Origin of the sequence: Marinobacter nanhaiticus D15-8W (genome assembly GCF_036511935.1) — a bacterium.
GTDB lineage: Bacteria > Pseudomonadota > Gammaproteobacteria > Pseudomonadales > Oleiphilaceae > Marinobacter_A > Marinobacter_A nanhaiticus.
Window position 1 is genome coordinate 2924452 of the sequence record NZ_AP028878.1, and the last position, 23640, is coordinate 2948091.

The following is a 23640-nucleotide window of genomic DNA, read 5'->3' on the forward strand; positions in this document are numbered from 1 at the left end:
CGGCTCTGGCAACGATGAGCGCCTGACGGCGCTACCCCCTCTCCTGTGCAACCGGAACATAGGTAACACTTTGAACCGGCAACATGGGTTACACCTATTCCCCCGCATGCCACTCGCATGCGGGCTCCAATCGCGCGGTTTTGAGGTTAATATGACCGAGCAGATGGGTGCTGTATCGCACCTCGACCCGGTCATTCTCCACCTCTTGCAGGCCTACGCGATGTCTGGCTAACAGCCCGCTGATGTAGATCAGATGGCCCTGCCACTTGATTTCGCCGTTGTGACGAACGTTGCGAACCGCCTGGTCCACGTTATATTCAATCGGGCGCAGCACGGGCGAGTACCGACGCCTTGAGGGCTGATACACGCTGGCCGGTGTTTGCCTGCCCAGCGCCTCATGGCTGCGTTGTTCGTTAAACTCCTCACGGAATGCCTGCAGCGTGGTCTGTTGCTGCATCAAGCTTGTCCCGCGCATCCGTCCACCCACTGCTCGATTCAGTGAACCGTGCATGCGCTCGTGACGGGCATTCTGTGTGGGCGTTCCCGGCTTGCTACGATGCACCCCAATGCCCAGCTCGACCCACCATTTCGACAGTCGCGTCAGACCTCCTGCTGAGCGACTGGCGAAGGGCGCCCCGTTGTCGGACAAGATCCCCTCCGGCAGACCGTACTCATGGAAAACCCATTCCATAATCGGCTTCGCCTGGACGTAGTCTGTTGCGCTCACGCCATGACAGCCCAAGACATAACGGCTGGCATTGTCGGTTACCGTGAGCGGATAACACCAGCGCCCGCCGGCCGTCCGGTACTGCCCCTTGTAGTCCACACTCCACAGCGCATTATTGCGATCACCCAGTTCAAACGGTTGCGGGTCGGCCGGGTACGGCCGCTTGTAGCGCCGTTTCTTGACCAGACCCGCCGCTTTGAGTATCTCACCGGCCGTGCTGTCTGCCGGCAATGCCATCGCCGGTTCTAGCTCACGCAAGCGGTCCAGAACCTTCTTGGGGCCAAAGCTGGGATGGACTTTCTTGATCGCCACAATCTGTTCAGCCACGTCCTCCGTCACTGCATGTGGGCAATAGTGCGGCGCTCGGGAGCGCTCCTGCAGCCCACCGGCACCTTCCTCCTGGTAGCGCCTGATCCACTTGTAAGCCGTCTTGCGGCTAATGCCGTAGCCGCGGGCCAGATCGCTTACACCGTGCCCGCCCTGCAGCCAGGCCGCGATCAACTGCATCTTCAGATCCATTACACAAGTCTCTTTCCAGGGCATGGGCGCGTCCTCCTTGCCCATACCGTAACTTGTGTAACCCATGTTCCCGGCTTGAGGTGTTACCTATGTTGCCGGTTTGCACACTCCAAACCTCTCTCCCGCGAGGGGAGAGGGAGTTTATGCCGATACTTTGGAGATACGGCTACTTTTGCAACACCCTCTTTAGCTTCGGAGCGGCCCTAAGGGCTGCCCCAGGTTTGCCCAAAAACTTAGAAACGCTCACTCAACTCTTCAAACTTCCGACGCAGATCCTCAAAGTTATGGACCGCCGGAAACTGTGGAAACTCATCGATCACGTTTTGCGGCGCATGGAACAGGATGCCAGCCTCGGCCTGCTTCAGCATGGTGGTATCGTTATAGGAGTCACCCGCTGCAATCACACGGTAGTTAAGAAGCTGAAAGGCGCGGACTGACTGGCGCTTGGGGTCTTTCTGGCGCAGCAGGTAATCGGTGATACGGCCTTTTTCGTCCACTTCAAGCTTGTGGCACAACAACGTCGGGTGGCCCAGCTTGGCCATCAGGGGCATCGCGAACTCATAGAAGGTATCGGAGAGAATCACCACCTGGAAGCGCTCGCGCAGCCAGTCCAGGAATTCCCGCGCACCGTCGAGAGGATCAAGGGTGCCGATCACTTCCTGAATTTCCGGCAGGCCGTAGCCATGCTGGTCGAGCAGACGCAGGCGTTGCTGCATCAGCACGTCGTAATCAGGAATGTCCCGGGTGGTCGCCTTGAGCTCTTCAATCCCCGTCTTTTCCGCAAAAGCGATCCAGATTTCAGGGATCAGTACCCCTTCCAGGTCAAGGCAAGCAAGTTCCACAGGATTCTCCTAATCAAAGTCCAGGCAGTACGCCGTAAAAATAGTTGAGGGTGACTATGGCCCTACCCCCGATTTTAGCGGCCCTATCATAAGGAAAAGAACCCGCAATTGCACCGCGGGTATAACCTTATGAAAGCTCGTTACTTTTGCTGGACACGCCCTGGTGTTAGATTCTCAACACAGCTCATAATGCGATGAATACGATGGAATCTATAACAGAACTGAATGAGAGACTGAACGGCCAATCACCCCGTTCCATCCTGAAACACGCCCTGGGACAGTACGATTCAATCGCCGTGTCTTTCAGCGGCGCCGAGGATGTCGTGCTGATCGAGATGGCTCATAAGCTGACGGACACCCTCAAGGTCTTCACACTGGACACTGGCCGCCTCCACGCCGAGACCTACAGCTTTATCGAACGGGTGCGGGAGCACTACAACATCGATATCGAGATCCTGTTTCCGGACGCGGCGGAAGTACAGGCGCTGGTTTCCGAGAAGGGACTATTCAGTTTCTATCGTGATGGCCACAAGGAATGTTGCGGCATCCGCAAGGTCAACCCGCTACGCCGGAAGCTGTCCACCGTAGATGCCTGGATTACCGGACAGCGCAAGGACCAAAGCCCAGGCACCCGGAACGATGTGCCCGTGGTCCAGATCGATGATGCGTTCTCGACAGCGGACAAACCGCTGATCAAGTTCAATCCGCTGGCCAACTGGAGCTCGAAGGAAGTCTGGGATTATATCCGGGTTACCGAAGCGCCTTACAACGAGCTTCACGAGAAAGGCTTCGTGAGTATCGGCTGTCAGCCCTGCACCCGCCCGGTATTGCCCGGCCAGCACGAGCGTGAAGGTCGCTGGTGGTGGGAAGAGGCGACGCAGAAGGAGTGCGGGCTGCACGCGGGCAATCTGATTGCTTCGGAGAAGTAAAGCGGCTTTAGGTGAACTTAAGCAAGCTGAGGCTCAATAGGCACCTTCGGTGCCTCAGAAGCTGAAGCTTCTGCTACATGCTCGAGTCGGCTGCAAATGTAGCCGACGCTTCAGCTTCGGAGCAGCCCACCGGGCTGCCCAAAATTCTCAGCAACTCCCAGCTTTAATGAGAACTCATCGCCTCAGTGAGTCGGCAATTCGATCCCTTCGAACAACGCCTCGACATCGGCTCGACTCGACTGATGCGTTGCCTCATCCACCATTTCCCGGGTCAGGTGCGGCGCGAAGCGCTGGATGAAGTCGTACATGTAGCCGCGCAGGAATGTGCCCTTACGGAAGCCGATCTTGGTGACGCTCGGCGCAAACAGATCCTTTGCATCCAGCGCAACCAGGTCCCCATCAGTCTTCTCATCAAACGCCATGCTGGCGATGATCCCTACGCCCAAACCCAAACGGACGTAGGTCTTGATCACGTCCGCATCCGCAGCGGTAAACACCACTTTCGGGGTCAGCCCTTTGCTCTGGAAGGCCTCGTCGAGTCGCGAACGACCGGTAAAACCGAACACATAGGTCACAAGGGAATACTCGGCCACCGCCTCAAGGGTTAAGGGATTGCACTGCGTCAGCGGATGGTCCCTGGGCACGATGATGCTCCGGTTCCAGCGGTAGCACGGCATCATGATCAGGTCGTTGAAAAGCTCCAGGGCTTCCGTGGCGATAGCAAAATCCACGGCACCGTTGGCGGCCATTTCAGAGATCTGCATTGGCGTACCCTGGTGCATGTGCAAGGACACTTCCGGGTAGGCATCGATAAAACCACGAATAATGGGCGGCAAGGCATAGCGGGCCTGGGTATGCGTGGTGGCAATGCTCAGGTCACCCTTGCGCTGGTTGCTGAACTCCTGGGCGATCTTCTTGATCCCCTCCACCCTGCGGAGAATCTCCCCCGCTTCACGGATGATTGTTTCACCACCCGGCGTGATCCGGGTGAGATGCTTACCGCTACGGGCGAAAACCTCGACACCGAGCTCATCTTCAAGGAGACGGATCTGTTTCGAAATGCCGGGTTGGGAGGTAAAGAGGCTCTGGGCCGTCGCGGAGACATTCAAATCGTGATGCGCCACTTCCCAGATGTAGCGCAGCTGTTGTAGTTTCATCGACCGTCTCGCTCCATCTTCGTTATTATTCGCATAAAAATATAAGTAATAATTCTTTTTAAGAATAGATGCAAAGGTCTACAGTGAAAACCCTTTCAGGCACTTAGTTCACCCTGATTCGAGGGAACGTGAAGGTTCACGGTTTTCAGTGTAGATCATATTATGGATATCTTGTTTTATATTCTTGCGGGTGCCGGTGTCGGCCTCGCCGTCGGACTGACAGGCGTAGGCGGTGGATCTCTCATGACCCCGCTACTGCTGATGTTCGGCTTTCCGCCGCACATCGCCATCGGTACCGACCTGATCTACGCTGCCATCACCAAGGGCACCGGCGTCTACGCACATCATCGCCAGCAAACCATTATCTGGCCTATTGTCCGCCGTCTGCTGATTGGCTGCGTCCCCGCCTCCCTTGCAGCCATCGTCCTGCTCTCCGTTTTCTTTACCGAACCTGAGGATTACCGGGGGTTGCTGGTGTCCACCCTGGGGGCGATGCTGATCCTGACCTCAGTCGTGTTGATCTTCCGGCCATGGATTCTGAAACACCGGAACATCGAAACCGACGATACTTTCCTGGTACGCCACCAAAAAGGACTGACCGTCCTCTCCGGCGTGTTCTTAGGTTTTGCGGTGACTCTATCGTCTGTCGGTGCCGGCGCGTTCGGCACCGCGATCCTGATGATGCTTTACCCACACCTGAGCGGCGTCAAGATCGTCGGCACCGACCTGGCGTACGCCGTACCCCTGACGTTCCTTGCCGGTATGGGCCACTGGCATCTGGGCAATATCGATTGGTACCTGCTTGGCGCCCTGCTGATCGGTTCCATTCCCGCCATCCAACTGGGCACCCGGCTGGCCCGCAAGTTACCCAACCGCGTCCTGCAATCCACCCTGGCTGGCATTCTGTTGCTGATCGGCCTGAAATACACCTTCTTCTAAGTCTGGGCGGGTGTTACGCTCCGCCGTGGTCGAGGCCCGGCCTTGACTTACCGGCGGCAGCGCAGAGAATCGTCAATACACTCCCCTCTTATTTAAGAGGATGTTGAGTTCTGCGCCGTTGCGCCGCGACCATGCTGTTGACCTGACCGGATTCGCCAGACCCGATGTTGTTGACGACCAAGTTTCTCAGACCCGCTGCCGACCCGCGGGCGATTCCTCGCAATCGCCTGCTACAGGTATTGGAGCGGCGAGAGGGCAAGCGCCTGAACCTGGTGGTTGGGCCCGCCGGCTTCGGTAAGACAACGCTGGTCAACCAGTGGAGTGCGACCCAGACCCTACCGGTCGCCTGGCTATCGCTGGACGCCAATGACGACGATCCCCGCCGTTTCTGGCAATACATCACCGGTGCCCTGGTCCACGCCGGCTTTGCCGAACTTGAAAAATGTCAGCAGGCGTTCAATACCTACGCGGCCCACGAGTTGGAAGGCGCCATTACCGGTCTGATAAACGGTCTGGTAGAAAACGTCGGTGGCGGAATGAACCTCGTCATCGACGACTACCACCAGATCCAGGCGGCCGAGATTCATCGCCAGATGACCTATTTCCTCGACTATCTGCCGCCCGGTGTGACCGTCGTGCTGGTATCCCGTACCGAACCGGACCTGCCCATTGCCCGCTGGCGCGTCCGGCAGTGGGTGGACGATATCCATCCGCAACTGCTGGCGTTCTCCGAAGACGAATGCCATCGTTTTTTCCAGGATTGCATGGCCATTAGGCTGTCCAAGGACGAAGCGCGACGCATCTGGCAGAAAACCGAAGGCTGGGTCGCCGCCATGCAACTCAGTGCGCTTTCTGCCCGCAACAGACCATCACTTGGCGACGTCCAATCGGCCAACCTGATACCCGACTCGTCACGGCAGATCAACGACTATATCCTGAGCGAGGTTCTCGACCAGCAACCCGAAAACGTCGCAGACTTCCTGCTGGACACCGCCTGTTGCCTACGCCTGACGGCCTCCCTCTGTGATCGCGTCCGGGAGTCCAGGGATAGTCAGGAGATGTTGGAAGCCCTGAGTCAGCGTAACCTGTTCCTGATCCCGCTGGATAACCGCGACGAATGGTTCCGCTATCACGATCTGTTTCGCGAGGCCCTGTTCCAGCGCCTGCAGCAGACCGATCCCGACCGGATACAGACATTGCAATCCCGGGCTATCCGCTGGCTGCTGGAGCACGACCATATCCAGGAGGCCATTGCGCAACTGGTTCAGCTCGAAGATTGGCCATGGCTGGCCGGTGTCCTCGAACAGCATGGCAACAACCTGATCCACGGAGGCTTCCATTTACCGGTACTGGACTGGCTGGACAAGCTGCCGTCCGGGACGGTCGAAAGCAATCCGCGCCTATCCATGCTGCAGATCTGGGGGCATTTCTTCGCCAATCGGCTTGATGCCCTCGAGCCTCGCCTGGAACGGCTGGAAGACCTGCTCGATCGTCGGGTAGCCGATTCCCATCCGGATGCCGAAGGTGCGCTGGGCCTGCACAGCGAAATCGCGCTGATCCGATCCTACCTCGCCCGCACGCGGAGCGACCTCAAGAGCGCATCGGACTTGACCCAGCAGGTCCTGCGGGACATCGACCATACCCAGATTCCGCTTAAGTCCGTCACCTATTACGGATTGGGCCTCGATTACTTTGGTCGCGGGGACCTGCCCGCAGCCGAGGAAGCCTTGCAGTCGGCCGTCTCTCACGGCCAGATCGAGCGTAAGCCCTCTACCGTGCTTTCCAGCGGAGGGCTACTGGCCTGGATCCAGTTCAATCGAGGACACATCGACCTGGCCCTTGAAAGCTGTATCTCGATACGCCAGTGGATCGACCGGCATTACACCGACCCCAAGCAACCCAAGCTGCTCTCATGCTGGCAGAACTGCGCACTCATCGAGATCTACCGGGAACGGGGCGAGCTGGAGCTGGCGGACACCTACCTTGCGCCCTTACTGGGCCACCTGGAACAGGGTACCGAACCCGGCCAGCACGTGATTATCCAGTATGCCCGTGCGCACTTGGCCTTCACCCGCGGCGATTACGAACAGGCCACCCGCGCATTGGACGATGCGGAGCGGGTTCTCCGCGGGCGGCGGGAACATATCGTGTTCGAACCGCCCAACCTTGCGGCGTTGAAGGCACGCGTTCACTTGGCGAAAGGTGAGCTCGAGCTGGCGCGTGAATGGCTCGAGCACCGTAATCCGGAAGAATTCCGTAATCCGCTCAACGCCGAGCAGGACGCCATTACTGCGGCCCGGGTAATGATCGCGCTCGATAAACCCGGTAAGGCCATCACCCTGTTGACACCACTGCGACTGTCGACGGAAACCGGCCAGCACAACAAGCACTTGATCGAAGTCCTCACCGTCTACGCTGAGGCTCTGGATCGAGAGGGAAAAACCAGCGATGCGATGCCTCTCCTGGTGGAAGCCCTCAAGCGCTCCTCTAGCGAGCAGATCTACCGCCTATTCATTGAGGAAAGTGCCGTCGTTCACGCCCTCATTCGCGACACCACATCGCCCAGCGTCGATAGCCGCTATTTGCAAAAGCTGCGCGAAATGTTACCGGAGACCAAGGTACGGGACTCGGCACCCAAAGCCGGAGCCAAAACGCTCGCCGATTTGATCGAGCCCTTGAGCGCACGGGAAAGTGAAGTGCTTGAGCTGATCAATGAAGGCCTTGCCAATAAAGACATCGCCCTACGAATGCAGGTGGCCGGCACCACGGTAAAAGCCCACATCCGAAACCTGTACGGAAAACTCCAGGTGAAAAGCCGGACTGAGGCGTTGGCCAGGGCTCGCCAGCTCGATTTGCTGAAATAGATTTGTGACGCAGATCACACTTTTATCGAATTTATTCGCCCCACTACGCCCTTTGGACGATCCATCTACGCCCCTACGCCTCTTATTATTCTCTCGACGGTGAGGGAAACCTCACCTCCGGAATCTGAAACTTCAGGCCTTTGGATTCCATGTTCCGTGTTGCTTAAAACCCCAGGGTTATCTAGTCAGAGCCCTGCTTCTCGAAGGCGCCAACCGTTTTGGATTGGCGCCTTTTTTTATTGGGTTTGCCGGACGGAGAGCCTGGAGATTGCGGGCGGGAGAGCGGGCAACCCGGGGGGTTGCTCCGAAGCTGAAGCGTCGGCTACATCGGCCGGATAACTCGAGCATGTAGCAGATGCTTCAGCTTCTGAGGCGCCGAAGGTGCCCGATTCAGGTACGCACTCAGGGAGAGATAACCCGCCGAAACGGCGGCAACGCATCAAGCAACAACTGACCATACCGTCGCGTCACGATACGCCGGTCGAGAATCGTAATTCGCCCCTTATCCTGCTCGGTCCTCAACAGACGCCCCACCGCCTGGACCAACCGGATCGAGGCATCCGGCACCGTGATTTCCATAAACGGATTACCCCCACGCGCCGTGACCCACTCGGCCAGGCTGGCGTCGATCGGATCGTCCGGTACAGCGAACGGCAGCCGGGTAATAACGACGTGCTTGAGGTATTCACCGGGCAAGTCGATGCCCTCGGCGAAGCTCGCCACACCAAAAAGCACGCTTGGGCGGCCTTCGTCGATTCGCGATTTGTGCTGGCGCAGCACCTCACCTTTGGCCATGTCGTCCTGGGTGGTGATCAGCTCCGGCCACTCCGGGGCCAAACGGTCGCGTACGGCATTCATCGTACGTCGCGCCGTAAAGAGCACAAGCGTGGCCTCACCGTCCCGCCAAAGTTCAGGCAGGCGCTCGACCAACGCTTCGGTAAAGGCATCAGCGTCGGTGGGCAACGCTGACATAGACGGTACCTCCACCGTCGCCATTTCGGCGTAACGGAAGGCGCTGGGGACAACGAGATAGTGACTCGCCTCCGGCAGACCCGCGCGGCTGCGCAAGCGATCGAACCGCCCCAGCGCAGTCAGCGTTGCGCTTGTCAGCACGATACCGAATGCACGGGACCAGAGCCGGCCGTATAACAGGCTGTCAGCCAGTATCGGACTACTGAAGAACGTAATATCCTCGGCATGATCGAAACGCTGCCGGATGGCCCAGCGGGCCGGCGGCGGGCCCTTGTCTTCCCGGGCGGTTTGCCACGCAGCCCATAGCCGATGCTGTTCTTCCGCCCGGCCGTGCAGGCCGCCGGCGACCGGGAACCAGGCTTCGGCCGTCTGGCGATCCACATCATGTTCACGTTTTTCGTCAAATGCTTTCTGCAGTTCGTCTACCAGGACACCCAGCTGTCGCGTCAGCGTTGCCGAAACCACGCCAGCCTCTGCGGAGGCGGCCGCCAGCTCTTCCGGCAGTTCACCATCCGGATAGCGCCATTGAGCGACGTTGCGTTCATCCTCGAAGGTCCATTCGGTCTTCTTTTCCGCCAGCTCATAGACCTGGGTCAGACGCCCGTCGTATTCCCTTGAGGCCTCGCTGATCCGATCCAGCGTCTTGGACGCCAGCGAAACCGGCGCCAGATGCGGCTTCATCTTCACGACGACCTGGGATAGCTGCTTCAGCCAACTGCGCGTTGCGTTCAACGAGACTGAAGCGGCAAAGTGGTTCAACGCCTTGTCCGGCAGGTGATGGGCCTCATCGAAGATGAAGATCGCTTCTTCTGGAGGCGGCAGGATCGCGCCGCCGCCAAGGGCCAAATCCGCGAGCACCAGATCGTGGTTGGCAACGATCACATCCGCATCGTCGATCCCCTTCCGCGCATCGAAGAACGCACAGCTGTCGAAGTAACTGCATTGGCGGTTGGTGCATTGGCGATGATCCGTGGTGACCTGACGCCATAGATCGTCAGGGATCTGCTGGGGCCAGTGGTCACGATCCCCATCCCAGTTGCGGGAGGCGTACTGGCCAAGCATTTCTTCGAAGAATTCACGGGTACCCGGTTCGTCGTCGGTCTGCTTGTCCAACAGGAACAGCGGCATGGTGTCGCTATCCTGCACGCCCTCGTCGTGTAAACGTCCTTCGAGGCGTGACAGGCAAAGATAACGACCGCGTCCCTTGGCCAGGGTCCAATCAAAATCGATGTTAGTGTGCTTGCGAAGATCCGGGAGATCCTTCTGCACGATCTGATCCTGCAGCGCAACCGTGGCTGTGGAGATAACCAGCTTCTTACCCATCGCCTTGGCCATGGGAATGCAGGACAGCAGGTAGGCCAGGGTCTTGCCGGTACCGGTACCCGCCTCGACGACACAGGCGGAGGCCGGCGACGTGCGCTTACCATCACTCTCGGTAATACCACCCAGGTAGCGGGCGATTTCGGCGATCATCAGACGCTGACCGTATCGCGCCTTGATCGACTTGCCGCCGAGGAGATCCCGATAGCCCTGCTGGATACTCTGTTTGACGTCTTCGGATAAAGCCATCAGCGGGGACTGATCCAGTCGCGAACGACACCAACCCGGAAGGTCTCACCGTACGCGCTGAGCACTACACCGTCTGCGGTGATGGCCTCGACGCGAATGCCGGAGAAGGTGTCACCCGGACGCAGGTAATGGTCGTTGATCATGACCCGGCGGGCTGCCGGATCCGAAGCATAGATATGGCTGCTGAAGCGCAGGTCGGGAATGCTGCGCTGGAACGCCAGAGGCTTCTCCACCAGGTGCTGGACCGGCGGGCCGTCGGCGAAATCGTAGGCGGGTGTCTGCTGCCCCGCATTTCCGGGACCGCTCTCTCTCTGACTGGGCACGATGAGGGTCGGTTCCTCGGAGAGTCCGGGGCCGGCCTGGGCTTCAGGATACAATTCTTCATCGGCCGTAGACGGCGTAATCAACATCGGCTCCTCAGCGGGTCTGGTCGGGCTTTCAGGCCTCTCGGCGCCCTCCACCGGCACGGCAGGTGGCGATTGTGGTGCCTCGGCGAATGCCTGCTCGGCGGGCACTTCGGTAACGGGCGCCGGGTTCGTTTCCTTTTCTGTGTCTGCGTCTGTTGCAGTTTGCGTTTTCGCCGGGCTTGCCTGTTGCGCCTGCCCTGGTTTGGTCTCAGGTTCCGTCTGTGTTACAGACTCCGACGCGTGCTCATCGACCGTGCTGGCCAGAAAACCGGAACCCGGCCAGAAGATTACCGCCAGGATTGCACCGTTGAAGAACAGGGCAAGGGCCACCCAGACGCCAACCGGGATAGCCCGGCGTTTGGGCTTGTGAACCATTTGCACCGAGTGGGCCAGATCCGGAACCCGCCCCTGCTGTCGCTCGGATTCCGAGCGACGGAGCGCATCGAGGATATAGGACATGGCTTACCGCACCTCCGCGGTCTGGCGGCGCGAAGGCGCTAGCGTGGGAATCGACGGATACAGGTCGGAATTCATCTGGATGAGGGTCTTGGCCCCGGCGATACCGTCCGGGATCAGTCCGTTACGGGACTGGTACCACTGAATCTGCTCCTGGAGCGACGAAGCAATCAACTCATCCTGGCGCGCGACATTGCTTTCCAGGGTCGTAATCAACTCCATCAGCCGCGCACTCAACCAGGCTTCCTCGCTAACTGCTTCGCCAGACGGCACCAGCGTGGATTGATAAGGCGGCAAGCGCCATACCAGCGAATAGTCGCCCAACCAATACCGGTCCACGGTTTCCAGGGGCAAATCCAGGCGCTCGTCCCCCAGCATCAGTCGGGCAATACCATTCTCCAGGTTAACGAGGGTCGCGTAACGAGGATTGCCTTCGTCGTCGAAGAGACGAAGGATCACGGGCCGGTCCAGTTGTTCGATACTGCGCCAATTCCCCTGGCGGTGCAGGCAGCGCAGACCGATGGTCTCGGCGAAATCACAGGCGTAAGGGTATTCGGTCGGCTCATACTCGAAGCCCCAGCGACTGAACAGGTTTCGGTAGGCTTGGGTCTGATCCTTCCCCGGCTTTTCCATAACCGCCAGCCAGTTCGGCGGAACCCGCGGCTCGGTGGGTGAACCATCAGGACCATCAATAAAGGGTTGCTCCACGACCTCCACCTGCTCGGTAGCGGCCTTGGAAGCAGTCTCCGGTTCCTTGGCAGGGGAATCCGATGCTACCGATGGTGCCTCGTCCCCGCCTTCTTCTGTTGTTTGCTCCGACGCTGGTGACGCCTCTTCCACGACTTCGGCAGCTTGCCCCTTGGACGCTACCCCGTCGGCGTTGTCCGATCCAAGGCGCTCGACCGCCGCCCAACTGACCACCACGGCAGCAAGAATCGCTGCAGTTATCGATGCCACCCGCAAGTAGCCAAGGCCACGATGTTGGCGCTGCTTGCCGACAACCTGTTTGTTGCCAAGAACCTCTTTGGCGGCCCGGTCGATATGCTTCTTGCCGACTTCATGGGTGCCTTCGGAATAGGCACCCAGCAAAGCGCGATCGCAGATCAGGTTAATCACCCGGGGGATACCGCCACTCAGCCGATAGAGCCGCCCCAAAGCGGAAGAACTGAAAAACTCACTGCGCTGGCCGGCAACGCTCAGGCGATAACGCAGGTAGGCTGGCAACTCGTCGCGGCCAATGGCATCCAGATGGTAGCGTGCGGTGATACGCTGGGAGAGCTGACGCAGTTGCCGGGTCTCAAGGATTTCCTGAAGCTCGGGCTGGCCGAGCAGGACAATCTGTAAGAGCTTTTTTTCAGCCGTTTCCAGATTGGTCAGTAGACGCAACTGCTCGAGAACATCTGCGGAAAGATTCTGCGCTTCATCGATGATCAGGACCTGATGACGACCATTGGCGTGGGCTTCAAGCAAATGGTGGTTGACCAGGTCGATCAGGCGTTTGATGCTGCTGCCGGATGGATGGCGAATGCCCAACTCATCACAGATGCTGGACAGCAGCTCCCGTGCGGACAGACGCGGATTGAGCACCAGCGCGATATCGACGTTCTCGGGAACGTTCTCGATAAAACAGCGGCAAACGGTCGTCTTGCCGGTGCCCACCTCACCAGTGATCACAATGAAACCGCCCTGCCCCTGAACACCATACATCAGGTGGGCCAGCGCCTCTTTGTGCCGCTCGCTAAGGTAGAGATAGCGGGGGTCTGGCGCTATCGAGAATGGCGGTTCCCGAAAGCCAAAGAACTCGTAGTACATGGGTGTCCAGTCAGGGGTGTCCAGTCGGATGTCAGCGTCGCGCAAGCGATCAGTATGATACCGTTCTGCTCCAACTACTGTCACCATTCAACGGCCATCGGTAACCCTTTTGGGCTGCGGCTGTAACGGCGCCTACTCCGCTCGCGAGACTAGCCTCAACTCCCCACGCCGATTGTGCATCTGGTCCTTTACCCTGCCGATGCACCGCTCCAGGGTCTTGGAGATCTTGGCATGGGACCGGATCATGGAAATCTTGGGCCAGGTCGCCCGCTCCCCTTCCAGCATCATCTCACGCACGAATTCCGGCGAGGGATTTGACAGCATGCGGGTGAAATGCCGCCAGCGGTAGTGAGGCGCGATGGTGATATCGCCGGAATAGCGCTGCGCCATAATGGTATAGAGTTGACCAGAAACCTGGCGCAGCAGCTCCGGACGCACACGTTTGCGTAGGTAGTCGAACGCACCTCGACCATGAAACTGGATTTCCGCCTTGATCGCATGCATAGGCAGATTCATGAGGCTCAGTTTCTCGTCCTGCCCACGCCGGTTCAGGAAAGGAACAACGTGGGGGTTACTCTGACTGACAATCGTGAAGTTGACATCGTAAAGATGCATCAGGCGCTCGACCGGCAAATCGCTCACCACCGATCCGTCTACAAACTTCAGCCGGGCCATGTAAGGTAGGATCGAGCCGTTCAGGTCCTTCTTCATCAAGGTCACCGGTGGAAATATACCCGGCACGGCTGCGGACGCCAGTGCCGCACTCCAGACCAGCAGATACGGTGAGGTGTAGCCGCAAAGCAGCCGTGGCTTCTGGTTTACCCGCACCGGTGACACGCTGATATTAATGGAGCGGCCGGTGCGGTCGAAGGCTTCCTCGAACGTATATTCACCCATGTTGGCGCGCAGGTTGGCCATCAACTGCTTCTGATCCATTAAACCCTGCCCGTTGATCCCCTTCAGCAGACCGTTCCACTTCCAGGCCTTGAGATGCTGGGTCTCGGGGTTGAATAGATCCGGCAGTTCGGCGTCCGTGTGCGTCCCGAGAATGCCGGCCATGATCGCGCCTGCACTAGACCCGGCGATCGTCTGCGGTAACAACCCCCGTTCCCAGAGCGCCTTGATAACACCAAGGTGGAAGGTGCCCAGCGACGCCCCGCCACTCAGCAGAAGCGCCGGCCGACCATAACTGGTCAGGGTGTCACGAAAGAAACGGAGCTTCTCTTCCAGGGAAAAATTGGGGACAGGATGGTCGCAAAGGAAATCCAGCGACTCGCAGACCTGGGTAATGTAGGTCTCGATCAGGTGCTTGGTTCCCACCCTCGAACGCGAATAGAGCGCCGTATTTCCCATATTGCCAAGATCATGGTGTAACCCTTCGCGAAGCGCCCGCTTGAGGCGCTCGTAGTCTCGGTTCTGATGGTAGTCCCGCAGGTGGGTCAGGCGATCGTAGATCAACTCATAGTGGTAAAGATCGGACGGATTTTCCTCCTTCCATTCCACGTTGCCTTCGAGGTAATCGAGTTCCAGGGCCGCGGCCTTCCAACGCTCGTAGTTCGGCGCTTCGGCAAGTTGTCTGCGGTACTTCTCGATACGACTGGCTCCAATCATCCCGCCCCCTTGTTCGAGCATGCCCTGCCGAGAGCCTTTCCGATTGCCAATGATGCGCATTCAACTGCTCTGCGACCGTTCAACCGGGCCCAGGCGGAGCATCAGAAGTCCTCGAGCATCAGATCCTCGTCATCGCTGGCAAACGGATCCGACTTGACCTCGCCGTCATTGATCAGGAACTCACGTCTCTGCAGGTAGGCATTCCTGACGAAAGTATAGCTGTCTCCCGACATAAAACTCTCCGCAGGGATCAGGTCTGCCCGCACGTCAACCAGTTGCAGGGCGCGCAGGTAATAGTTCTCGGGGGATTCGATGTAATCCCAGGTGCTGGGCATGACTGTGAGATCGACAGCGAGCCCACCAAAGTCTCGACCTGTCGAGGGTCCGAGGAACGGCAGCACCAGATAGGGTCCGCTCCCTATGCCCCAGTAACCCAAGGTCTGCCCCATATCTTCCGGTCGTTCCGGCAGACCGAAAGCGGTCCCCACATCGAACAAACCACCCAGGCCAAAGGTCGTGTTGTAGGTGAAGCGGCCCAGCGCAACCACCGCGGATTCACCTTTCAGCTGCAATACACTGTTGGCAAAGTTGTTCAACTCGCCCAGGTTGGTGAAAAAGTTGGTAACGGCGTTGTCGACAACATTCGGCGTAATGAAGCGATAGCCCTGTGCAACCGGGCGCAGGAACCAGTCATCGACGAATTCGTTGAAGGCATGGACCTGGCGATTCCAACCCTCCCAGGGATCGCGCTCCTCAGCCTGGGCGTTGGGCATGGGCTCCTGATCGGAGGGCGGAGGTGGCTGCTGGGCAAACGCCTGTCCAGCCGCAAAAAGGAATAGAACGCTAAGTATCATCCGCCCATGGCGAGTGACAGAGTGCTTTACCGGGTTTTTCATCAGGCCGCCTGAGGTTTACTTTTCACTTGTTTCGCCGAAAATAGCGCGTTGCGTCGTATGCGGTGATCCGCATTTATCGTTATATGATTACTTCGAAGAGCCATACATGGGAGAAAATGCATGTCAGAGTTCGGGAACCTGACGCACACCATCGATATCCCCCTGCGCTGGGGAGACCAGGATGCTTACGGGCACGCCAACAATACGGTTTATTTCCGCTTTTTTGAAGAAGCCCGAATCACCTGGCTGGATTCCCTTGAGCTGGCCAGCGCGCCAGACGGCACTGGCCCTATCATCATCACGACCAGCGCCACTTTCCTCAAAGAACTCAACTACCCGGCTACCGTGCAGGTCAGGACCTACATCGGCAAGGCCGGCAATACCAGCCTCGAAACCTGGTACGAACTGCTCGGCAGCAAGAACGGTGATAAATACGCGGAAGGCTATGCAAAGATTGTCTGGTTCGATCACGCAACCCGCAAATCCACACGGCTGCCTGACGAACTCCGGGCCTTGGCTACTGAATAGACCGCCCCTGTCATCAATATTCAGGCCCGTCGCGACGGGCCTTTCGAAGCCTTTCTACCGAATAGCTGACTTACTGAATAACGCGTCCACTGAATAACTGACTCAGCGCTTACGAACAACAACGCTGCCGATCGAATAACCCGCGCCGAAAGAACAAATCACGCCCAAATCGCCGGATGCCAGATCGTCCCGGTGCAGGTGGAAAGCGATGATCGAACCTGCGGAGCTGGTGTTGGCGTACTCGTCCAGGATAACCGGTGCTTCTTCCTCGGTCGCATCCCTACCCAGTACGCGCTTGGAAATGAGCTGGTTCATGTTGAGGTTGGCCTGGTGCAGCCACATCCGCCGGAGATCCTCCGCCGAGAGTTCCAACGCCGACAGGTGCCCCTGGATAGTTTCGGCCACCATGGGTGAAACCTCCTTGAATACCTTCCGACCCTGCTGGATAAACAGCTTGTCCGGTTGGCCGACGCCCTTTTCATCCGCGCGATTCAGGAAGCCAAAATTGTTGCGGATATTGTTGGAGAACTTGGTCTTCAAACGCGTACCGAGAACGTCGAAGCCCTGGTTGGCTCCTACACGGTCTTCACGTTCCACAAGTATCGCGGTGCAGGCGTCGCCAAAAATGAAATGACTGTCCCGGTCGCGGAAATTCAGGTGACCAGAACAAATTTCCGGGCTGATCACGAGCACAGCATCTGCCGAGCCATTTTCGATGGAGTTCACCGCAGCCTGTAGACCGAAGGTCGCGGAGCTGCACGCCACATTCATGTCATAGGCGAAACCGTCGATGCCCAGCGCTTCCTGTACCTCGATGGAAATGGCCGGATACGGGCGTTGCATATTGGAACAGGCAACGATAACCGCGTCGACATCCGCAGCCGAACGCCCCGCCTGTTCCAGAGCCTCTTTGGCTGCAGCGACAGACATATCGCACTGGACACTGGGCTCGTCGTTGGAACGTTCGGGGATATAGGGACAGAGGCGATCCGGATCGAGAATACCTTCCCGGTCGATCACGTGACGGCGCTTGATGCCGGACGCTTTCTCAATGAATTCGGGCGCAGAGGGCTGCAGGGGCTCGCGCTCGCCGCGGGCGATTTCATCGGCATGGGTTTCATTATGACGCTGGACGTACACGTTGAATGCTTCGACCAGTTCTTCATTGTCGATATACGCAGGCGGCGTATAGAGCCCCGTTCCGCTGATAACGGCTTTAATCACTTGACACTCCACCATCGAATTCGGTTGTTGTTGGCTCCGGCCACTACGTAGGCTTAGAGTCAGGCAGCTTCGAGTCAGGGGCTCAGTCCCGTGGTCGCCGCATGGCCTGTCTCAAACAGGGCCTGCCTCAAGATGAAACCGGATGCTATTACCTGCACCAAATACTAACACAGACCGCCCGGGCTGCAGCCCTTGAGGCTTGCTGGAAATGATCATCCCGTCGGAGGCTTCCCAAGAGCCGTTTCTAGACGTGTACTTTTTCCCATTGTCGGTCCAGCCTTTGGACAGAAACGGTCATCGTGGTTCCCAGTTGCTGAGCAAAAAAGGATACCCGGTACTCTTCCAACATCCAGCGGTAAAGCACCAGTTCGGGATCGCTGATACCCTGTTTCTCCTGGGCTTCGCGCCGCTTGGCATAACGCTCCCACAATCCCTCGAACTCATGAAGGAACGTGCGTTCGCGCCCCATTTCCCGCGCCATCTTTTCCATGCGTACGTCCACCGCTTCGAGGTAGCGCGGATACTGCCGGAGCCACTCACCCGGCGTCGCCACGAGAAAGCCGGGATAGACCAGATTATTCAGCTGGAATTTCACATCGGCCATGCTGTTGGCCAGTGCCAGCGGGATCTTGCCCTTGAGCCGCTTCATCTGCGCGTTATACGCCTTGAGGATTTGATGTACGAGCGCTGCGCGCGCTTCAAGGAACGGGATAAAGTCGCCACGGCCCTGGTCGAAAACCGCATCGAAGCGCTCCCGGCTGCGGGGTATGCCGTTTAGCAGGAAATGCTCGATCACGCTGGACACCAGCAGATCATCCAGCAATTCGCTCGCCTTACCGACTGGCGCAAAAAGAAGCGCCGCCGGTTTGAAGTCCTTGAGTTTGCGATCGACGCCACCCAGCGTACTGCCAAACCGGTTGATGATCAGCCGCGCCACGCCCCGGGCCATGGTGCGCTCGCTGGTCAGCGGATCCAGGAAACGGGTCTCCCGCACACGGTGGCCCAGGTCCTCCAGAGCCGGATAAACCCGTACCTGCATGCCGCTGCGCCCGGTATCGACCGCGTCAGGCAAGGCGCCGAACGTCCATTCCGTGGCTTCCCGCTTTTCGCCTTTGGCATCGTCATTTTCGGAGACCTGACTCAGAGCCTGTTCCGCCTGAGATTCCAGCCTGGACTGGATATCGGTAACATCGCGGCCTTCAGCAAGCTTACGGCCCTTGTCGTCAACGACGCGGATGTTCATGCGCAGGTGCGCCGGCAGCTCTTCCCTCGGCCAGGCCTCCGGGTCGATGCGCACGCCGGTCATGCGGCGTAGTTCGTCGGCCAGCTTGACGGTCAGCGGTTCGTTGGACGGCGTCATCTTTGCCAACGCCGCGTCAACGAAATCCGGTACCGGCACGAAATTGCGGCGAATGGCCTTGGGCAACCCTTTCACCAGATGGATGCACTTCTCCCGCAACAAGCCTGGTACCAACCAGTCGACCCGGTGTGACGGGACCTGCTTGAGCGCCATCAAGGGCACCTGAAGCGTAACCCCGTCGTCCGCCCGGGTGGGCTCGAATTCGTAGCTGAGTGGATAGCGTGCGCCCTCCCATTCCAGCTCGTCCGGATAGGCTGAACCCAACTGGGCATCCGGTGCCCGTTGCAGGATATCGGCCTCGGTCAGCTCGAGGTTCCGAACCGCCTCGGCCGACAGGGACTTCCACCAGCTTTCGAAGTGCTGGCCGCTGACCACCGAATCCGGCAATCGCTCGTCATAGAAGGCGACCAGCGTTTCCTCGTCCACCAGCAGGTCTCGCCGACGAGACTTGCGCTCCATGTCCTCGACCGTGTCCAGGAGGGCCTGGTTGCGCTGAATGAACGGCGCTTTGGTGTCGTAGTCGCCCTCGACAAGTGCTCGCCGGATAAAGAGCTGGCGACTTTCGACCGGGTCGACCTTGGCATAGCCAATGCGCCGCTTTGGAACCACATCGAGCCCATAAAGGCTGACTTTCTCGTAGCCGACAACCTGGGCCCGCTTGCGCTCCCAGTGCGGTTCAAAGTAGTGGCGCTTGACCACATGGCTGGCGAGAGGCTCGACCCATTCCGGCTCGATGCGGGCGATCATGCGCGCGAAAACCCGGCTGGTTTCCACGATTTCACCGGCGACAATCCATTTGGGCGGGCTCTTGGCCACCTTCGACCCCGGGAACAGCATCACCTTCCGATTTCGGGTTGCGAGGTACTCCCGCTTCTCGTACTTGATCGCCACCTGGCCCAGCAAGCCCGCCAGGATCGCCTTGTGGATGGCGTCGTAGTTAGCGGTCTTCGCGTTAATATTCAGCTTCTGCTCCCGACACAGCTGCATCAACTGGCGATGGACGTCACGCCATTCCCGCATGCGCATGTAGGAGAGGAAGTTCTTCTGGCATAGCCGGCGCAACTGGTTCTGGGATAGCTCCTGACGCTGCTCCTCGTAGAAGTTCCAGATATTCAGCAGCGTGACGAAATCCGATTCCTTATCGTTGAACGGGGCATGGGCCTGATCCGCCTGCTGCTGTTTCTCCTGCGGCCGTTCGCGCGGGTCCTGAACGCTGAGGCCAGCGATAACCACCAGGACTTCCGACAGGCTGCCTTCGTCTGCGCCGGCGACCAGCATACGCGCCAGGCGCGGGTCCACCGGCAGGCGCGCCATGGTCCGCCCCAACCTGGTCAACTGACGCTTGCTGGACACCGCGCCCAGCTCCTCAAGCAACTTGTAGCCGTCGTTGACCAACCGGTTGTCCGGCGCTTCAAGAAACGGGAATGAGCGGATGTCGCCCAAGCCGGAGACCGCCATCTGCAGGATGACCGAGGCCAGGTTGGTACGCAGGATCTCCGGGTCTGTGTATTCCGGCCGGCTCAGGAAATCGGCCTCGTCGTAGAGGCGAAAGCAGATCCCCGGCGCCACACGGCCACAGCGGCCCTTGCGCTGATTCGCGCTGGCCTGGGAAACCGGCTCGATGGGGAGGCGCTGGATCTTGGAGCGAACGCTGTAGCGGCTAATCCGCGCCACCCCCGTATCAACGACATAGCGGATGCCAGGCACGGTCAGCGAGGTTTCCGCAACGTTCGTCGACAGCACGATGCGGCGGCCGGCGTGGGACTGGAAAATCCGGTTCTGCTCCTTGCTGCTCAGGCGGGAATACAGCGGCAGCACCTCGGTGTGGCGTAGCTCAGCATGGCGCAGCGCCTTGCTCATCTCTCGGATTTCGCGCTCACCGGGAAGGAAGACCAAGACATCGCCGGGCGGCTGTCCCGTCTGCCGCTCGTGGACCTCGATTTCCTCCAGGGCCTCGACCACGCCGTCAGGCCAGCCCTGATCCTTGTCGTCCTCGGAACCCACCAGCGGCCGATAACGCACCTCCACCGGATAGGTACGGCCGGACACCTCGATAATCGGCGCATCGCTGAAAAATTCGCTGAAGCGATCCACTTCGATGGTGGCGGACGTGATGATGATCTTGAGGTCCGGGCGCTTGGGCAGCAGGTTGCGCAGGTAACCCAGCAGGAAATCGATATTGAGGCTACGCTCGTGGGCCTCGTCGATAATCAGGGTATCGTAGTTGTCCAGGAAGCGGTCATGCTGGATCTCCGCCAGCAGGATGCCGTCGGTCATGACCTTGACCAGTGACTCCTCGGAGGTCACATCGGTGAACCGTACCTGGTAACCAATCCGCTTACCCACGGTTTCGCCGATTTCCTCAGCGATGCGGGACGAAACGCTACGGGCAGCGATCCGTCGTGGCTGGGTATGGCCGATCATGCCCCGGGTCCCGCGGCCCGCTTCCAGGCAAATCTTGGGAATCTGTGTGGTCTTGCCCGACCCCGTCTCGCCGGCCACGATCACGACCTGGTGATTGTCGATGGCCTCGCGAATATCCCCGACACGCTCGGAAACCGGAAGCCCATCCGGATAACGGATCTCGGGCATCAAACCGACCCGGCGCTCATACTCTGCATCCCCCTCTTCCAGCCAACGGGCTATCTTTTCCGAATCCCTGGCATCCGGTTTGCCCTTGCGACGCGCCAGCAACTTCTTGATGCGCGCAACATGACGTTGTGGAATCTGGTCGAAACGGGCACTGAGTTCGGTACTACCCGGTGCGGGATGGGGTGCAACAGTAGAATCGGAATGGCTCATCAATCGGGTGTGATAGCAGCTGTATTGATCGGGTAAAGGTTAAGTCACACGATAACAGAGAATCCGGGATTACGTGTGGTCTGCCCATCAAGGCCGGCCACGGTCCACGAACCCGTTACCAAACAAAAAACCCCGCCGCCGGCCTGGGACCGGGGCAGGGTTTATCGAAGCAGGCCTAAAGACTTACTTCTTGGGTTCCTCGTCACGCAACTCCCGACGCAGGATCTTGCCGACGTTGGTCTTGGGCAGCTCGTCGCGGAATTCGAAGACTTTGGGGACCTTGTACGCCGTCAGGCGCTCGCGGCAAAATTCCTTGATCTCGGACTCTTTCAGGTCCGCCGACTTGCTCACCAGGAACACCTTGACCGCTTCGCCACTCTTCTCGTCCGGCACACCAACGGCGGCACACTCGACCACCTGCGGGTGACTGGATACCACGTCTTCGATTTCGTTCGGGAAGACGTTGAAACCGGACACGATGATCATGTCCTTCTTGCGGTCGACGATGCGGATATAGCCATCTTCCTGGATCACAGCGATATCGCCACTGCGGTAGAAGCCATCTTCGGTGAAGGCCTTCTGGGTTTCTTCAGGACGCTGCCAGTAGCCCTTCATGACCTGCGGGCCCTTGACACACAGTTCGCCCGGCTCGCCGATTGGGGTCTCGTTGCCCTCTTCGTCGACGGTCTTGATCAGGGTGTCGCAGATCGGCAGACCGATGGTGCCGAGCTGGATAGCACTGGGTGGGTTGAAGGACACGACCGGAGAAGTCTCCGTCATGCCGTAACCCTCGGTGATTTCGCAGCCGGTGACCTGTTTCCAGAGTTTGGCTGTAGCGCTGGTCAGCGCCATGCCGCCTGAAGAGGTCATCTTCAGGGCACTGAAATCGAGGTTCTTGAACTCTTCGTTGTTGCACAGGGCAACGAACAGCGTGTTCAGACCCAGGAACGACGTGAAGCGGTGGTTCTTCAGCTCCTTGACGAAGCCAGGAATATCACGCGGATTCGGGATCAGCACGTTATGGGCGCCAGCCTCGATCATGATGCCGCAGTTCAGCGTGAAGGAGTAGATGTGATAGAGCGGCAGCGGCGCTATGACCACCTCCTTACCCTCTTCCACATTGTCTTCCATCATCGGACGGGTCTGGAGCAGGTTCGCCACCAGGTTGCCCTGGGTCAGCATCGCGCCTTTGGCTACGCCGGTGGTGCCGCCGGTGTACTGCAGCACCGCGATGTCGTCTTTCTTGACCTGGACCGGGGTAAACTTGCACTTGGCCCCCGTACCCAGGACCTTGGGCAGGCTGTGGGCGTTGGGCAAATTATAGTCCGGCACCATTTTCTTGAGGTGTTTGACCGCCGCGTTCATTAGCGTGCGCTTCAGCGGCTTATGCATGTCGGCGATTTCAGTCACGATGACATGCTCGATGCCGGTATGCGGCAGGACCTTCTCGGCATTGCTGGCCATGTTGGCCAGAACCACCAGGGCCTTGGCTCCGGAATCGTTGAACTGGTGTTCCATTTCCCGCTGGGTGTAGAGCGGGTTGGTATTGACCACGATCAGGCCGGCACGCATGGCGCCGAATACCACAACCGGATATTGGGTCAGGTTGGGCATCTGGATGGCGATCCGGTCGCCCGGTTTCAGATTGGTCTTGTTCTGCAGCCAAGCCGCGAAGTTACGGCTCTGAACATCCAGATCGTGGTAAGTCAGCGTGACCCCAACAGCGCTGAAAGCGGGACGATCGGCGAACTTCTTTACGGCCGTATCGAACACATCAAGCATGCTGTTGTACTTGTTCAGGTCGATCTGGTTATTCACCCCGGGCGGATATTTATCCTGGTAAAACTGCTCCAAATCCATCACACCATCTCCTGTATTGCATTTATGCTTGTAATGATTGTTTTGTCGTGACTGTCTGTTTAAGCATTCGTAGGTAAAACGTTCTTTTTCTTGGATGACCCGCAGGTTCGATCAGTTTGCCCGGCCCACGGCAAAATGCCCCCAACCAGGACTGACTTTCTTGTTC

Annotated in this window: 15 protein-coding genes; 4 read left to right on the plus strand and 11 right to left on the minus strand. The window is 58.6% G+C overall.

The window, feature by feature from the left end; translation table 11 throughout:
• Positions 1-94: 94 nt before the first annotated feature.
• Positions 95-1312, minus strand: coding sequence for an integrase core domain-containing protein (locus tag RE428_RS13055; RefSeq protein ID WP_227500176.1), 1218 nt, complete (start codon positions 1310-1312; stop codon positions 95-97).
• A 167-nt stretch (positions 1313-1479) separates the two neighbouring features.
• A complete protein-coding gene (gene thrH / locus RE428_RS13060; RefSeq protein WP_004582463.1) occupies positions 1480-2088 on the minus strand; it encodes a bifunctional phosphoserine phosphatase/homoserine phosphotransferase ThrH in 609 nt (202 codons plus the stop codon).
• 194 nt (positions 2089-2282) lie between these two features.
• Between thrH and RE428_RS13065 the strand changes: the two genes are divergently transcribed.
• Positions 2283-3017: a phosphoadenylyl-sulfate reductase gene (locus RE428_RS13065; protein ID WP_081614625.1), complete on the plus strand. Its 735-nt coding sequence runs from the start codon at positions 2283-2285 to the stop codon at positions 3015-3017.
• Between the two features lie 182 nt (positions 3018-3199).
• Here the strand turns inward: RE428_RS13065 and cysB are convergent, their stop codons facing one another.
• A complete protein-coding gene (cysB, locus tag RE428_RS13070) occupies positions 3200-4174 on the minus strand; it encodes an HTH-type transcriptional regulator CysB (RefSeq protein WP_004582465.1) in 975 nt (324 codons plus the stop codon).
• A gap of 162 nt (positions 4175-4336) precedes the next feature.
• On the opposite strand from cysB, the gene RE428_RS13075 reads away from it, so the two are divergent.
• Both RE428_RS13075 and RE428_RS13080 read left to right on the plus strand, forming a co-directional pair.
• Positions 4337-5113 (plus strand): sulfite exporter TauE/SafE family protein, encoded by a 777-nt coding sequence (locus RE428_RS13075; protein ID WP_004582466.1) that lies wholly within the window; start codon positions 4337-4339, stop codon positions 5111-5113.
• 164 nt (positions 5114-5277) lie between these two features.
• Positions 5278-7977 (plus strand): winged helix-turn-helix domain-containing protein, encoded by a 2700-nt coding sequence (locus RE428_RS13080; RefSeq protein WP_004582467.1) that lies wholly within the window; start codon positions 5278-5280, stop codon positions 7975-7977.
• A 402-nt stretch (positions 7978-8379) separates the two neighbouring features.
• On the opposite strand, the gene dinG is transcribed toward RE428_RS13080, so the two are convergent.
• The 5 genes from dinG to RE428_RS13105 form a co-directional block, all read right to left on the minus strand.
• Positions 8380-10518, minus strand: coding sequence for an ATP-dependent DNA helicase DinG (dinG, locus tag RE428_RS13085; protein ID WP_004582468.1), 2139 nt, complete (start codon positions 10516-10518; stop codon positions 8380-8382).
• Positions 10518-11384: a general secretion pathway protein GspB gene (locus tag RE428_RS13090; protein ID WP_004582469.1), complete on the minus strand. Its 867-nt coding sequence runs from the start codon at positions 11382-11384 to the stop codon at positions 10518-10520. Before RE428_RS13090 ends, dinG begins: the two co-directional genes overlap by 1 nt.
• 3 nt (positions 11385-11387) lie before the next feature.
• The gene (locus RE428_RS13095) at positions 11388-13193 is read right to left on the minus strand and encodes an ExeA family protein (protein ID WP_004582470.1); all 1806 of its coding nucleotides are present in this window, start codon (positions 13191-13193) and stop codon (positions 11388-11390) included.
• Between the two features lie 132 nt (positions 13194-13325).
• Entirely contained in the window at positions 13326-14804 is a 1479-nt protein-coding gene (locus RE428_RS13100; protein ID WP_040883545.1) for a DUF3336 domain-containing protein, read from the minus strand.
• A 101-nt stretch (positions 14805-14905) separates the two neighbouring features.
• Entirely contained in the window at positions 14906-15700 is a 795-nt protein-coding gene (locus tag RE428_RS13105; protein ID WP_227500248.1) for an MlaA family lipoprotein, read from the minus strand.
• Positions 15701-15820: 120 nt separating this feature from the next.
• Here RE428_RS13105 and RE428_RS13110 point away from each other — a divergent pair, with 120 nt between their 5' ends.
• Positions 15821-16228: an acyl-CoA thioesterase gene (locus RE428_RS13110; protein WP_004582473.1), complete on the plus strand. Its 408-nt coding sequence runs from the start codon at positions 15821-15823 to the stop codon at positions 16226-16228.
• 102 nt (positions 16229-16330) lie between these two features.
• Here the strand turns inward: RE428_RS13110 and RE428_RS13115 are convergent, their stop codons facing one another.
• The 3 genes from RE428_RS13115 to RE428_RS13125 form a co-directional block, all read right to left on the minus strand.
• Positions 16331-17452, minus strand: a complete 1122-nt coding sequence (locus RE428_RS13115) for a beta-ketoacyl-ACP synthase III (protein WP_040883547.1) — start codon at positions 17450-17452, stop codon at positions 16331-16333.
• 244 nt (positions 17453-17696) lie between these two features.
• Complete coding sequence (gene hrpA / locus RE428_RS13120) at positions 17697-21614, minus strand: ATP-dependent RNA helicase HrpA (RefSeq protein ID WP_004582475.1); 3918 nt, start codon at positions 21612-21614, stop codon at positions 17697-17699.
• Between the two features lie 183 nt (positions 21615-21797).
• Positions 21798-23474: a long-chain-fatty-acid--CoA ligase gene (locus RE428_RS13125; protein WP_004582476.1), complete on the minus strand. Its 1677-nt coding sequence runs from the start codon at positions 23472-23474 to the stop codon at positions 21798-21800.
• Positions 23475-23640 lie beyond the last annotated feature (166 nt).

Excerpts from the sequence above, each read along its gene's own strand:
- RE428_RS13055 (WP_227500176.1), bottom strand. The coding sequence starts at position 1,312 with ATGGGTTACACAAGTTACGGTATGGGCAAGGAGGACGCGCCCATGCCC.
- RE428_RS13065 (WP_081614625.1), top strand. The coding sequence starts at position 2,283 with ATGAATACGATGGAATCTATAACAGAACTGAATGAGAGACTGAACGGC.
- cysB (WP_004582465.1), bottom strand. The coding sequence starts at position 4,174 with ATGAAACTACAACAGCTGCGCTACATCTGGGAAGTGGCGCATCACGAT.
- RE428_RS13075 (WP_004582466.1), top strand. The coding sequence starts at position 4,337 with ATGGATATCTTGTTTTATATTCTTGCGGGTGCCGGTGTCGGCCTCGCC.
- RE428_RS13080 (WP_004582467.1), top strand. The coding sequence starts at position 5,278 with ATGTTGTTGACGACCAAGTTTCTCAGACCCGCTGCCGACCCGCGGGCG.
- dinG (WP_004582468.1), bottom strand. The coding sequence starts at position 10,518 with ATGGCTTTATCCGAAGACGTCAAACAGAGTATCCAGCAGGGCTATCGG.
- RE428_RS13090 (WP_004582469.1), bottom strand. The coding sequence starts at position 11,384 with ATGTCCTATATCCTCGATGCGCTCCGTCGCTCGGAATCCGAGCGACAG.
- RE428_RS13095 (WP_004582470.1), bottom strand. The coding sequence starts at position 13,193 with ATGTACTACGAGTTCTTTGGCTTTCGGGAACCGCCATTCTCGATAGCG.
- RE428_RS13100 (WP_040883545.1), bottom strand. The coding sequence starts at position 14,804 with ATGATTGGAGCCAGTCGTATCGAGAAGTACCGCAGACAACTTGCCGAA.
- RE428_RS13105 (WP_227500248.1), bottom strand. The coding sequence starts at position 15,700 with ATGAAAAACCCGGTAAAGCACTCTGTCACTCGCCATGGGCGGATGATA.
- RE428_RS13110 (WP_004582473.1), top strand. The coding sequence starts at position 15,821 with ATGTCAGAGTTCGGGAACCTGACGCACACCATCGATATCCCCCTGCGC.
- hrpA (WP_004582475.1), bottom strand. The coding sequence starts at position 21,614 with ATGAGCCATTCCGATTCTACTGTTGCACCCCATCCCGCACCGGGTAGT.
- RE428_RS13125 (WP_004582476.1), bottom strand. The coding sequence starts at position 23,474 with ATGGATTTGGAGCAGTTTTACCAGGATAAATATCCGCCCGGGGTGAAT.